Below are 13,396 nucleotides of genomic sequence, written 5' to 3'. Positions count from 1 at the left end.
GCGACCGCGCGGGTGGCCGACGGATGCGAGGTGGCTGACACGTGACCCAACGTTACCCACCGTCCGAGTCGGAGCCGGTCTGCGGATCGAGCCCGAATCCGGCCACCGGCCCGATCACGACGATGGCGGGCGGGCGCACGGCCTCGTCCCGGACGCGCTGCGCGACGGTCGAGAGGTCGGCACGCACCACTCGCTGGCTGCTCAGCGTCCCCTCCTGCACGACGACCACGGGGGTGTCGGTGGGGCGCCCGCCGGCGATCAGGGCGTCGGCGAACTGTTCGATGCGTTCGACGGCCATGAGCAGGACCAGGGTGCCGCGCAGCTTCGCGAGCGCGTCCCAGTCGGTGAGCGAGTCGGGGTGCCCGGGTGCGACGTGGCCACTGACCACGACGAACTCGTGGGTGACCCCGCGGTGGGTGACGGGGATCCCGGCCGCAGACGGTACGGAGATGGCGCTGGTGATGCCGGGGACGACGGTCACCGGGACCCCGGCCGCGGTGCAGGCCTCGAGCTCCTCGTAGCCGCGTCCGAAGACGTACGGGTCGCCACCCTTGAGCCGGACGACGAACTTCCCGGCCTTCGCGCGGTCGATGAGGGTCTCGTTGATGACCTGCTGGGCCATGGCACGCCCGTACGGGAGTTTCGCCGCGTCGATCACCTCGACGTGCGAGTCGAGTTCCGCGAGCAGCTCCTGCGGGGCGAGATGGTCGGCGACGACCACATCGGCGCGGGCGAGAAGGCGGCGGCCACGCACGGTGATCAGATCCGGATCGCCCGGTCCTCCGCCGACGAGGGCGACGCCGACCGGCTTCGGCCCGGTCTCGGCGAACTCGGTGACGGCCGCTCCGGCGAGAGCGTCGCGGATCGAGGTGCGCACGGCGGCGGAGCGGCGGTGGTCGCCACCGGCGAGCACGCCGACGGTCAGGCCCTCGTAGCGGGCCGTGGCCGGGGTGACAGCGCTGCCGTGACGGGCGTTGTCGGCGCGGACGCAGAAGATCCTGTTGCGTTCGGCCTCGGCGACGACCGCGGCGTTGGTCTCGGGTTCGTCGGTGCACGCCATGGCGTACCACGCACCGTCGAGGTCACCGTCGCGGTAGTCGCGCAGGTCGAGGGAGATGCGGCCCTTCGTCGCCATGCTCTCGACCACGGGGGTCGCGGCCCGGGCGACGACGTGGACGTCGGCACCGGACGCGACGAGCAGGCCGAGACGCCGCTGCGCGACGCTGCCTCCTCCGACGATCACGACGCGGCGCCCACGGAGATCGAGTCCGACCAGGTAACTGGTCTCGTCCTCAGCAGCAGCGGACACGGGCATCTCCCCATCTCTCGTGTCGGGGCGAATCCGATCGGACCCACCTTCAGGACACCTGTGGCCCGGGCATCGCGCCGGGCCACAGGTGCAGTGATCGGATCAGACCGCGGCGGCCTCGGCGGGCGCCTCGGCCACGGTGTCGGAGACGACGTCGAGCTGCAGCGACTTCGTGCTGTGGTCCCAGACCTGGCGGAACAGGTCGGGGTTGTCGGACAGCTTCAGGCCGAGCGACGGGACCATCTCGCGGAGCTTGGACTGCCAGCCCGCCCACTGCTGCGGGAAGCAGCGCTCGAGGACGTCGAGCATGGCCGGAACAGCCGTCGAGGCACCCGGCGACGCACCGAGCAGACCGGCGATCGAACCGTCGCCGGCGTTGACCACGGCGGTACCGAACTCGAGGACACCGCCCGCACCCTTGCGGCGGATGACCTGCACGCGCTGACCGGCGACGATGAGCTCCCAGTCCTCGAGGCGGGCCTCGGGCACGAACTCGGCGAGGGTGCCGATGCGGTCGGCGGGCGACTGCATGAGCTCACCGACGAGGTACTTGACCAGGCCGAGCTCGGTGACACCGACGCCGAGCATCGACATCAGGTTGCCGGGCTTGACCGACTTCGGCAGGTCCATGATGCCGCCCTGCTTGAGGAACTTGGGCGACCAACCGGCGTAGGGACCGAAGAGCAGACCCTGCTTGCCACCGATGACGCGGGTGTCGAGGTGCGGCACCGACATCGGAGGGGCACCGACCGCGGCCTTGCCGTAGACCTTGGCGCTGTGCTGCGCGATGACCTCGGGGTTGGTGCAGCGCAGGAAGGCGCCGGAGACCGGGAAGCCACCGAAGCCCTTGATCTCCTTGATGCCCGACTTCTGCAGCAGGTGCAGCGCGCCACCACCGGCGCCGACGAAGACGAACTTCGCCTGGACCTTGCGCGACTCGGCGGTGCGGCGGTTGCGGACCTTCACGATCCAGCTGCCGTCGGACTGCTTGGACACGTCGGTGACCTCGTGGCCGAAGAAGACGGTGCCGCCGGAGGCCGCGACATGGTTGATGAGCTGCTTGGTGAGGGCACCGAAGTCGACGTCGGTGCCGGTCTGCGTCCAGTTCAACGCCACCGGATCGGAGAAGTCGCGGCCCTTGCCCATGAGCGGCAGGCGCTCGGTGAAGACCTCGGGGCTCTCGGTGTACTCCATGCCTTCGAAGAGGGGATGGCCGGCGAGAGCGTCGTAGCGGGCACGCAGGTACTTCACGTTCTCGGCGCCGTGCACGAAGCTGACGTGCGGAACCGGGTTGATGAAGTTCTTCGGGTCGGACAGGATGCCGTTGTCCACGGCGTACGACCAGAACTGACGCGAGACCTGGAACTGCTCGTTGACGTTGACGGCCTTCGCGATCTCGACCGAACCGTCCGGCTTCGCGGGGGTGTAGTTGAGCTCACACAGCGCGGAGTGGCCCGTACCGGCGTTGTTCCAGGGGTCGCTGCTCTCGGCGGCCGCGGCGTCGAGGCGCTCGAACGCGGTGATCGACCAGTCGGGCTGCACCTGACGCAACAACGCACCGAGGGTTGCGCTCATGATGCCCGCGCCCACGAGCACTACGTCGGTTTTCGCTACTACGTTCTCTGACACTGGGAAATCGACTTCCTTGTCTGGTTCGCACGCGCCGCCGAAGTACGGAGGTACCGTCTCGCGTGAGTGTCCCGTCAACGCGGCGCGCGAATGCGACCGACAGGTTACCCGCGCGTGGTCCGGCGTTTCATTTCACCTCATTGTGTACCCATGAGCGGTGGTCGGCGAACACACCTAGGGTGTGATAGTGACTACTTGGCGTCCTGACGTCCTCGGAGACGGCTACGAGCAGCTCGAACTACCGCTGGGCACCGACCCCGACGGCGAAGGCGAGATCTCGGCGACCCTGGTGCGCTACCAGCCGACGACCACCGACCTTCCCGACCGTGCGGTGCTCTACGTCCACGGCTTCACCGACTACTTCTTCCAACAGCACCTCGCGGAGCACTTCGCGGCGCGCGGCTACCGCTTCTTCGCGCTGGACCTGCGCAAATGCGGCCGCTCTCGGGCACCCGGGCACACCCCTCACTTCGTCACCGACCTCTCCCACTACGACGCCGAGCTCGACGAGGCGCTGCGCGTGGTGCGCGAGGAGGTCGGTGGAGGCGTGCTGCTGGCGGCCCACTCGACGGGCGGGCTGGTTCTGCCGTTGTGGCTCGACCGGCTCCGTCGCCGGCCCGGCGGGGTGGCCGCGACGGGCATCGTGGGTCTCGTCCTGAACAGTCCGTGGTTCGACCTGCAGGGGCCGTCCTACCTGCGCAATGTCGGCACGTCGGCCATCGACGTCGTCGGCCGCCTCCGGCCCCGCGCGCTCATCCCGCTGCCGAAGACCGAGGCCTACGGCCGCAGCCTGCAGACCGACGGCTGGCGCTACGACCTCGACTGGAAGCCCCTGACCGGCTTCCCCGTCCGGTTCGGCTGGTTGCGTGCCGTGCGGCGGGGCCAGGCCGTCCTGCACCGCGGGCTCGACATCGGGGTGCCGTCGCTGATCCTGCGGTCCGGTGCCTCGCGTTCCGCTCCGAAGTACGACGCGAGCGTCGACACCGTCGACGCGGTTCTCGACGTCCGCCAGATAGCCCGATGGGCGGGATGCCTGGGCAACCGCACGACGATCGTGCCGATCGACGGTGCCCGGCACGACGTGTTCCTGTCCACACCCGGTCCCCTGGCGGAGGCCTTCCGGGAATTGGACCTGTGGCTGGAATGGTTGGACGGAGCGGGCAAGGCGGACACCTCCGCACCCGATCCCGCGGACGACTCCGCCGGCTCCGCCACCGTTTCCGTACTGCACCGACCCATGGGAGAGCACGCGTGACCCACTACGACCTCGCGATCATCGGCACAGGATCGGGGAACTCGATCCTCGACGAGCGGTACGACGGGAAGCGCGTCGCCCTCCTCGAAGAAGGCACCTTCGGGGGCACCTGCCTCAACGTGGGCTGCATCCCCACGAAGATGTACGTCTACGCCGCGGAGGTCGCCCACACGGTCCGCACCGCTTCGAAGTACGGCATCGACGCGTCGATCGACGGGGTGCGGTGGAACGACATCGTCGACCGGGTCTTCGGCCGCATCGATCCCATCGCTGCGGGCGGTGAGCGCTACCGCCGCGAGGACTGCGCGAACGTCATCGTCTACGACGGTCACGCGAGGTTCGTCGGCGAACGCCGCATCGATACCGGAACCGGAGAGGTCATCACCGCGGATCAGGTGGTCGTCGCCGCCGGTTCGCGGCCCGCGATCCCGCGGGACGTACTCGATTCCGGTGTGAGATATCACACGAGCGACGACGTCATGCGGCTACCGAAACTGCCCGAGTCCCTCGTGATCCTCGGGACGGGCTTCATCGCGATGGAGTTCGCCCACGTCTTCTCGGCGCTCGGCACGCGGGTGTCGGTGATCGCGCGGACCGACCGTCTGCTGCGGCATCTCGACGCCGACGTCTCCGAGCGGTTCACGGCGCTCGCCGCGGCCAAGTGGGACGTGCACCTCGCCAACCCCGCCCGGGAGTTCCGTCCGGTCGGTGACGGTGTGGAGGTCGAACTCGCCGACGGCACCGTCGTCAGCGGCGATACGCTGCTCGTCGCGACGGGCCGGCAGCCCAACGGAGACCTGCTCGACGCCGCGGCGGCCGGCATCGAACTCGATACGAAGGGCCGGATCGTGGTCGACGAGTTCCAGCGCACGTCCGCTGCGGGCGTGTTCGCGCTCGGCGACGTGTCGTCGCCCTACCAACTCAAGCACGTGGCCAACCACGAGGCGCGGGTCGTCCAGCACAACCTGCTGCACGACGCGTGGAGCGGCGACACCGCGGGGCTGCAGCGGACGGACCACCGCTACGTCCCCTCCGCGGTGTTCACCGATCCGCAGATCGCGTCGGTCGGGCTCACCGAGGCCGAGGCACGGGAGGCGGGATACGACATCTCCGTCAAGATCCAGGACTACGGGAACGTCGCCTACGGCTGGGCCATGGAGGACACCGAAGGCTTCTGCAAGTTGATCGCCGACCGGTCGACGGGTCTGCTGCTCGGCGCCCACATCATCGGGGCCCAGGCGTCCACGGTCATCCAGCCGCTCATCCAGGCGATGTCGTTCGGTCTGCCCGCGCGGGAGATGGCGACCGGCCAGTACTGGATCCACCCGGCGCTGCCCGAACTCGTCGAGAACGCCCTGCTGGGCCTCTGATCCCCTGGATCCGACGAACTTCCGGTTCTCGGACCGACTCATCAGCGCCGTGTGGCCTGCCGCCTTCTCCGGGCCGCAGGCCACACGCGTCTCACCAGCTTCCGGTGCGCAGCGCGATCGCGGACGCGAAGTCGGTGGGCGCCTCGGCGGGCACATTGGCCACGCCGGCGAGTTCGACCACCCGGAACTCCCCCGTCACGTAGCGCATCGATGCGTCCGCTTCGGGGCGGCGCGAGACATCGCCCACGACGATCGTGGTGGGCACCTCCGCGGGCGGCGCCGACGCGTCGCGCACGGTGCCGTCGCGATCCGGGACCGCGGGATGGCCGCGGTCGGCGACCACCAGGCTCGCGAACCGTCCGAAGCGCCCTGCGGCGACGGCCCACGCCAGCTCGGCTCCCGCACCGCTGCCCGCCAGATGAACCCAGGGCAGGGCGAGGGCGTCCAGTAGGGCGAACACGTCGGCGGGCGCGAGTCCGTCGATCTTCTCGACCACGATCGTCCGCAGGTCGGACGTGTACAGGCGCTCGCACACGACGTCGTACACGCCCGCGTCCTCCCCCGCGTCGGGGAAGAGCAGCACCGTGTAACGACTTTCGGGGCCGCCGATCCGAACCTGCACGTCCCCACCGGGCGTGGTCACCGTCCTCGATTCCATGGGCAAACGCTACATGGCCGCAGTGTGTGCCCGGCCTCTTGCCGTATCGACGACAAGGTTCTATGGTTCATTATATGAGTAATGAACCGATGCACCCGCCCTCGGGTCCCGGGGCGTCGTGCTGAACGACGAGGGCAAGCCCCTCTTCCAACAGATCGCCGAGCTCATCGAGAACTCGATCGTCGACGGCAGCCTCGCGGAGGAATCGCAGGTTCCCTCGACGAACGAGCTCGCCGCCTTCCACCGCATCAACCCGGCCACGGCCGCGAAGGGCCTCAACGCCCTGGTAGCCGACGGAATCCTCTACAAGAAGCGAGGAATCGGCATGTTCGTCACCACCGGCGCTCGCGACAAGCTGATCGCCCGCCGACGGGATCGGTTCGCCCAGCAGTACGTCGTCCCGCTCGTCCTCGAGGCCGAGAAACTCGGAATCGGCATCGACGAGCTCAAGTCCATGCTCGACACACGGGAGCACGTATGACCCTCACTCCACCCGTCGCCCGCGCACGTCACCTCGGCATGCGGTTCGGCGACGTCGCCGCCCTCACCGACGCCGACTTCACACTCCACCGGAACACGATCTACGGCCTGCTCGGCCGCAACGGCGCCGGCAAGACCACCCTGATGCAGTTGCTCGCAGGCCACATGCGTCCCACGACCGGCAGCGTCGAGGTGTTCGGGGCCGACCCGTACGAGAACACCGCGGTGCTCCAGCAGTTGTGCTTCGTCGCCGACACCCAGCGCTATCCCGACGACATGCGCGTCGGGCACGTACTCGCCTCGGCGGAACTGCTTCTGCCGCTGTGGGATCGGGAGTACGCCGAGCGGCTGGCCGACAAGTTCGCGCTGCCCTGCGGTCGCAAGGTCAAGAAGCTCTCCCGCGGCATGAGTTCCGCACTGGGCATCGTGGTGGGTCTCGCGTCGCGCGCACCGGTGACGGTCTTCGACGAGCCGTATCTGGGCCTCGACGCCGTGGCCCGGCAGATGTTCTACGACGAACTGCTGCTCGACTACGCGGAGCGGCCGCGCACGATCGTGCTGTCGACCCACCTGATCGACGAGGCCGCCGACCTGCTCGAACACATCCTCGTGCTCGACCGCGGGCATCTCGTCGTCGACGAGGACGCCGACACGCTGCGCACCCGCGCCGCCCGGGCGACCGGGCCGGCGGACGAAGTGGCGCGGATCGTCGGCGACAGCACCGTCCTGCACACGGAAAGCCTCGGCGGTATCGCCCGCACGACCTTCCTCCGCAACGACCCGGACGAGCTCCCCCACCCCTCCGGACGTGTGGACGTGCAACCGATCTCGCTCCAGGAGCTCGTGGTCCACCTCCACCGGACACCCGAGACCGTCACGACGAACGAGGAGGCATCGCTGTGACCACCGCGATCCCGCTCCCCGCCCCGGTCGTCACCGGGGCGGCACGCGTCCTGTCCGTCGCCCGCCTGCAACTCGTCTCGTGGCCGCTGCTCGTCGCGTGGCCCGTCGGACTGCTGATCACCTCGGCGCTGATCCCGTGGGTGATCTTCTCGCTCGTCGACACGGGTGCGGAGTACAACGTGACCGGCAGCATATTGTCGGTCTACGGCTTCGTCGTCGCGTTCTATCTGCTGGCGATGACCCAGATGTTCTCGTTCGCACTACGTCTCGGTTCCACGCGATCGCACTACATGCAGTCGATCGTGGCGATCGCGGTGGTCCAGTCCACGGTGTTCGCGCTCGGTTTCCAGATCCTCTCGGTGCTCGAGGCCGCAACCGGGGGCTGGGGGGTGAACATGCGGATGTTCGGGATCCTGCGGTTCGTCACCGACAGTTCCGTGGTGCAGTTCCTGGGCTTCCTCGCCACGATGCTCCTGATCGTCGCGCTGTCGATGCTCATCGGGGCCATCCAGCACCGTTGGCGCACAACGGGTCTGCTGACGGCCGCCGCGTCCGTCGTGGTGATCGGCGGTCTCGCCGCGATCCTCGTCACGTGGACCCGGTCGTGGTCGTCGCTGTGGTCGTGGATCGTCGATGCGTCGCCGACGACGACCCTGGTGGTCCTCCCCCTGCTGGTGGCCGCGGTGTGCACGGTTGCGACCTGGCAGGTCGCCCGCAACGCGGCACCCTAGATCGGTCCCCTTCCGGAACACGTTCGGCCCCGACCCCTTCCGGGTCGGGGCCGAACTCCGTGCTCGCTCAGCGACCGGACGTCACGGCAGGGTGAGGATCTCGGCGCCGGTGTCGGTGACGACGATGGTGTGCTCGAACTGCGCGGTCCACTTGCGGTCCTTGGTGACGACCGTCCAGCCGTCCTCCCAGATCTCGTAGTCGGGCGTACCGAGGTTGATCATCGGTTCGATGGTGAACACCATGCCGGGTTCGATGATCGTGTCGATGTCGGGCCGGTCGTAGTGCAGGATCACCAGGCCGTTGTGGAAGGTCTCGCCGATGCCGTGGCCGGTGAAGTCGCGGACGACGCCGTAACCGAAGCGGTTGGCGTAGGACTCGATGACCCGCCCGATGACGTTGAGGGCCCGGCCCGGCTTGACCGCCTTGATGCCGCGCATCGTCGCCTCGCGGGTGCGATCGACGAGCAGGCGGACCTCCTCGGAGACGTCGCCGGCCAGGAAGGTCGCGTTGGTGTCGCCGTGGACGCCGTCGATGTAGGCGGTCACGTCGATGTTGACGATGTCGCCGTCCTGGACGACGGTCGAGTCGGGGATGCCGTGGCAGATGACCTCGTTGAGCGAGGTGCAGCACGACTTGGTGAAGCCGCGGTAGCCGAGGGTCGACGGGTAGGCGCCGTGGTCGCACATGTACTCGTGCGCGACGCGGTCGATCTCGTCGGTGGTCACGCCCGGCGCGACGGCCTTACCGGCCTCCACGAGGGCCTGCGCGGCGATCTTCGATGCGAGTCGCATCTTCTCGATCGTCTCGGGTGTCTGCACCCACGGCTCGTTGCCTTCCTTCGCCGTGGGCTTCCACACGTACTCCGGCCGTTCGATCGACGCGGGCACCTCCCGGATGGGAGTCGGAGTGCCGGGGACGAGCGGAGCGCGGGTAGCCATGACTTCCAGATTAGCTGCCGCGCCCCGCTCCCCTGTCATCCACCGATCGGGTCGCCGTGCACCGATCAGCCGACGGCGCCCGCCTGGCGCAACTTGAAGCGCTGGACCTTGCCGCTCGGCGTCTTGGGCAGATGCGGAACGAAGTGAACCGCGCGCGGATAGGCGTGGGCGGCGTACTTCTGCTTCACGAGCTTCTGGAGTTCCGCCTCGAGCGCGTCGTCACCCTCGACTCCCTCCCGCAGCACCACGAATGCCTCGAGGACCTCGCCCCTCAGTTCGTCCGGCAGACCCACCACGGCGGCCTCGATCACGTCGGGATGCATCACGAGCACCGATTCGACGTCGAACGGGCCGATGCGGTAGCCCGCCATGATGATCACGTCGTCGTCGCGGGACGAGAAGAAGAAGAATCCGTTCTCGTCGACCTTGCCGGCGTCGCCGGTCAGGTACCAGCGGCCGTCCTCGCTGAACCGGTCGGCGGTCTTCTCGGGTGCGTCGACGTAGCCGGTGAACCACACGAGCGGGCTCGCGTGGACGTCGATCGCGACGCGCCCGACCTCACCGGGCTCGGCGATCTCGTCGCTGTCCTCGCGCAGCACCGCGCAGTTCCAGCCCGGCAGGGGCTTGCCCATCGAACGCGCCGGGGTGTTCTCGCGCAGCTCGTCCGCCCACGCGTCGACGACGAACATGCCGTGCTCGGTCTGCCCGTACTGGTCGCGCACCACGACACCGAGCGTCTCCTGCGACCACTCGAGGACGTCCGGGGTCAGCGGCTCACCGGCCGAGGAGGCACGACGCAGCCGGACCGGCGGGTGCTCGGCGGTGTCGGCCTTGAGGCTGCGATAGACCGTCGGGGCCGCGGCGAAGTTGGTGGCCCCGAAGGTGTCGAGGATCTTCCAGGTGAGCGCGGGCGAGAAACCGGCGTGCAGCAGGAGGCTGCGCCGACCGGCTGCGAGCGGGCCGAGCAGCGCGTAGTAGAGCCCGTACGCCCATCCCGGATCGGCTGCGTTCCAGAAGACGTCGTCCTCGCGCACGTCGAGGCCGAACTCCAGGTAGGCGTGGAAGGACGCCAGTGCCTTCACGGGGACGGGAACACCCTTGGGGGTGCCGGTCGTGCCGGAGGTGAACAGCTGGACCAGGCGTCCGTCGGCACCGACGGCGACGGCCTCGCCACGCGGGTCGTCGGCCGAGTGCGCGTCGACCAGTTCGCGGAAGTCGCGGGCTCCGCGACCGGACGCGTCGGCGTTGCCCTCACCGGCCACGACGACCTGCCACGACACCTCGGCGGGAAGATCCGCTCCGGCGGCGAGCTTGCCGGCCTGGTCCCGGTCGGCCACGACCACCTTGGTGCCGCTCGCGTCGAGCCGGAAGGCGATCGCCGGCGGCGCGAAGGCGGTGAACAGCGGCACGTGCACGGCGCCGCGACGCCAGATGCCGAGAACCGCGACCACCAGGTCCGCCGACTTGCCCATGAGCGTCGCGACGTGGTCGCCGGGCTCGACACCGAGATCCGCCAGGGCCGCGGCGAAGCGGGACGACCGTTCGCTGAGCTCACCGTAGGTGAGATCGGTGGAGCTCAGGTCGGCGTCGACGACGGTGAACGCCACCGCGTCGGCGGGATGGTCGTCGCACAGCAGTCGGGCTGCGCAGGCGTCTGCCGTGTCGTACCGCTCGAGCAGTGTCCGCACGCGGCTCGCTGTGTCGCCCATTGTGGTCCTTTCGTCCGTACCGGCCAGGGTGTTCGTGATCTGTGGAGCACACCCGTTCGACGTCTATGATTCGAGTCACACCATGTTCCCCGATACCCCCGGAAAGGGGTGGCGTTCGTGTCGTCCTCCTCGTCGGCGCTGCTGCGTCCCCGCGACGGTGATGCCCTGCGCGGAGAACTCCGCCGCACCGCGGCGCATGCCCAGCTGCCGGTGGTCTTCGCCGGCGAGGTCCAGCAGGGATCGCTTCAGCTCAGCGAATTCTTCGGCACCCGCACCAACAGCCTGGCCGGGGTCGTGGTGCCGCCGCGCGCCGGGCTCGGCGGTCGCGTTCTCGCCGAGTCCCGTGTGGTGACGGTGTCGGACTACGGCCGCTCCGCGTCGATCACCCACCACTTCGACCGTCCGGTGCTGTACGAGGGGTTGCGGTCGATCCTCGCCGTGCCGGTACTCGTCGAGGGCAAGGCACGCGCGGTGCTGTACGGCGCCGCGCGCGAGTGCGCGCCGGTCGGCGATCGGGCGGTGACGGCGTTCGCGCAGGCAGCGGCTCGTCTTGCGCACGAGATCGCGGTACGCGACGAGGTGGACCGGCGACTCGCGATGCTCGAACGGTCGTCGGACGACCGCGATCCCGTCACGACCGCGCAGGTCCGTGAGGTCCATGCCGAGTTGAGGGTGCTCGCGCAGGGTGCGACCGATGCGGCACTGCAGGAGAAGCTCCGCTCGCTGTCCGACCGCCTCGCCGGCGTGCTCGACGGCACGCAGCCGGAGCCGACGGACGTCGTGTTGTCGCCGCGCGAGACCGACGTGCTCTCGCACGTGGCGCTGGGGTGCAGTAACGCCGAGATCGCCCAGCGACTGTCGGTCGGCGCCGAGACGGTGAAGAGCTACCTGCGCAGCGCCATGAGCAAGCTCGACGTCCATTCCCGTCACGAGGCCGTCGTCGCCGCGCGAAAATCGGGTCTGCTGCCCTGACATCCGACCGGCCCCCGCCGGCGGACAGGGGTGCGCGGAAGGGGGCCTGCGGTGGCCGAGACGACCGACTCACCCCAGCTCGTCCGCGTCCTCGGGCCGGGACTGCTCCTGCTGTTCGTCATCGGCGACATCCTGGGCACGGGCATATATGCCCTCACCGGCGAGGTCGCGAACGAGGTCGGCGGCGTGGTGTGGCTGCCGTTCCTCCTCGCGTTCGGCGTCGCGACGGTGACGGCGTTCAGCTATCTGGAGCTCGTGACGAAGTACCCCCGGGCGGCCGGAGCGGCGCTCTACACGCACAAGGCGTTCGGCGTGCACTTCCTGACCTTCCTGGTGGCCTTCGCCGTGATGTCCTCCGGCATCACCTCTGCCGCCACTGCCGCGCGGGCTTTCGCCGCGAACTTCGCCGAGGCATTCGGACTCGACCTGGCCGGCACGGTCGGGATCACCGCGATCGCGCTGGTCTTCGTCCTCGTCCTGGCGGTGATCAACTTCCGCGGGGTCGGCGAGAGCGTGAAGACCAACGTGGTGCTCACGATGGTCGAGCTGGGCGGCCTGCTGATCATCGTCGCGATCGGCATGTGGGCGTTGGGTTTCGGCGGCGGCGACTTCTCGCGTGTGGTCGAGATCGATCCCGGCGACCGGTCCGTCTTCTCCGCGGTGGTCGCGGGGACGGCCCTGGCCTTCTTCGCGATGGTGGGGTTCGAGGACTCGGTGAACATGGCCGAGGAGTGCAAGGAACCCACCCGGATCTTCCCCCGGATGCTCCTGCTCGGCCTGGGTCTCGCGGCGCTCGTGTACGTGCTCGTGTCGATCACCGCGATCGCGCTCGTCCCGCCCGACGAACTCGGTGCGGGCGAGACGCCCCTGCTGCGGGTGGTCGAGGTCGGTGCCCCGGCGTTCCCGGTCGGGATCTTCGCGTTCGTCACGATGTTCGCCGTCGCCAACACCGCGCTGATCAACATGCTGATGGCGAGCCGGCTGGTCTACGGCATCGCCCGCGAGGACGTCCTGCCCACCGTCCTGGGGCGGGTGCACCCGACGCGCCGCACGCCCTACGTCGCGATCGTGTTCACGACGCTGCTCGCGGTCGGTCTCGTCGTCTTCGTGGGCGGGGTGCCCGAACTCGGGGGGACGACGGCCCTGCTCCTGCTCGGGGTGTTCGCGATCGTGAACGTCGCAGCCCTGGTTCTGCGCCGGGACCACGTGGAGCACCGGCACTTCCGCGCGCCGACGATCCTTCCGGTCCTCGGGGCGGCCAGTTGCCTGTTCCTCGTCCTGCCGTGGGTCGACCGGCCGGCGACCCAGTACCGGACGGCCGGGGTGCTGCTCGGGATCGGCGTGGTGCTGTGGCTGGTGACGCGATTCGCGGGCCGGCGCGACGGCCGGCCCGCGAGTACGACGGATCGCGAGGAGAGCTGAACCGCGAGGAGGGATGGAA

The 13,396-nt window shown here is 69.2% G+C and carries 12 protein-coding genes; 7 read left to right on the top strand and 5 right to left on the bottom strand.

Translation table 11 applies throughout. The features are described 5' to 3' along the window. Positions 1-52: 52 nt before the first annotated feature. The gene (gene cobA / locus CKW34_RS09625; protein WP_059381198.1) at positions 53-1,315 is read right to left on the bottom strand and encodes a uroporphyrinogen-III C-methyltransferase; all 1,263 of its coding nucleotides are present in this window, start codon (positions 1,313-1,315) and stop codon (positions 53-55) included. 96 nt (positions 1,316-1,411) lie between these two features. Continuing rightward, complete coding sequence (gene mqo, locus CKW34_RS09620; protein WP_080968154.1) at positions 1,412-2,938, bottom strand: malate dehydrogenase (quinone); 1,527 nt, start codon at positions 2,936-2,938, stop codon at positions 1,412-1,414. A gap of 187 nt (positions 2,939-3,125) precedes the next feature. On the opposite strand from mqo, the gene CKW34_RS09615 reads away from it, so the two are divergent. Both CKW34_RS09615 and mtr read left to right on the top strand, forming a co-directional pair. Next, positions 3,126-4,193 (top strand): alpha/beta hydrolase, encoded by a 1,068-nt coding sequence (locus tag CKW34_RS09615; RefSeq protein ID WP_059381196.1) that lies wholly within the window; start codon positions 3,126-3,128, stop codon positions 4,191-4,193. Continuing rightward, positions 4,190-5,563 (top strand): mycothione reductase, encoded by a 1,374-nt coding sequence (mtr, locus tag CKW34_RS09610; RefSeq protein WP_059381195.1) that lies wholly within the window; start codon positions 4,190-4,192, stop codon positions 5,561-5,563. The genes CKW34_RS09615 and mtr overlap by 4 nt, the downstream gene beginning before the upstream one ends. A gap of 91 nt (positions 5,564-5,654) precedes the next feature. Here mtr and CKW34_RS09605 read toward each other — a convergent pair whose 3' ends face one another. Continuing rightward, complete coding sequence (locus CKW34_RS09605; RefSeq protein ID WP_059381194.1) at positions 5,655-6,221, bottom strand: alpha/beta fold hydrolase; 567 nt, start codon at positions 6,219-6,221, stop codon at positions 5,655-5,657. Between the two features lie 121 nt (positions 6,222-6,342). Between CKW34_RS09605 and CKW34_RS09600 the strand changes: the two genes are divergently transcribed. From CKW34_RS09600 to CKW34_RS09590, 3 genes are read left to right on the top strand one after another with little or no spacing between them, the layout of a single operon-like run. Continuing rightward, complete coding sequence (locus tag CKW34_RS09600) at positions 6,343-6,702, top strand: GntR family transcriptional regulator (protein ID WP_026060947.1); 360 nt, start codon at positions 6,343-6,345, stop codon at positions 6,700-6,702. Beyond that, positions 6,699-7,604 (top strand): ABC transporter ATP-binding protein, encoded by a 906-nt coding sequence (locus CKW34_RS09595; protein ID WP_059381193.1) that lies wholly within the window; start codon positions 6,699-6,701, stop codon positions 7,602-7,604. Before CKW34_RS09600 ends, CKW34_RS09595 begins: the two co-directional genes overlap by 4 nt. Continuing rightward, entirely contained in the window at positions 7,601-8,335 is a 735-nt protein-coding gene (locus CKW34_RS09590) for a hypothetical protein (protein WP_059381192.1), read from the top strand. Before CKW34_RS09595 ends, CKW34_RS09590 begins: the two co-directional genes overlap by 4 nt. Positions 8,336-8,416: 81 nt before the next feature. Here the strand turns inward: CKW34_RS09590 and map are convergent, their stop codons facing one another. Beyond that, positions 8,417-9,274: a type I methionyl aminopeptidase gene (gene map / locus CKW34_RS09585; protein WP_059381191.1), complete on the bottom strand. Its 858-nt coding sequence runs from the start codon at positions 9,272-9,274 to the stop codon at positions 8,417-8,419. A 65-nt stretch (positions 9,275-9,339) separates the two neighbouring features. Then, positions 9,340-10,983, bottom strand: coding sequence for an AMP-binding protein (locus tag CKW34_RS09580; RefSeq protein WP_059381190.1), 1,644 nt, complete (start codon positions 10,981-10,983; stop codon positions 9,340-9,342). 108 nt (positions 10,984-11,091) lie between these two features. Between CKW34_RS09580 and CKW34_RS09575 the strand changes: the two genes are divergently transcribed. Then, a complete protein-coding gene (locus tag CKW34_RS09575; RefSeq protein ID WP_059381189.1) occupies positions 11,092-11,955 on the top strand; it encodes a LuxR C-terminal-related transcriptional regulator in 864 nt (287 codons plus the stop codon). A gap of 51 nt (positions 11,956-12,006) precedes the next feature. Then, a complete protein-coding gene (locus CKW34_RS09570) occupies positions 12,007-13,377 on the top strand; it encodes an APC family permease (RefSeq protein ID WP_059381188.1) in 1,371 nt (456 codons plus the stop codon). Positions 13,378-13,396 lie beyond the last annotated feature (19 nt).

Origin of the sequence: Rhodococcus rhodochrous (assembly GCF_900187265.1) — a bacterium.
Taxonomy (GTDB): domain Bacteria; phylum Actinomycetota; class Actinomycetes; order Mycobacteriales; family Mycobacteriaceae; genus Rhodococcus; species Rhodococcus rhodochrous.
The sequence above is the reverse complement of the archived record's forward strand: the minus strand, read 5'-3'. Positions and strand labels throughout refer to the sequence as shown.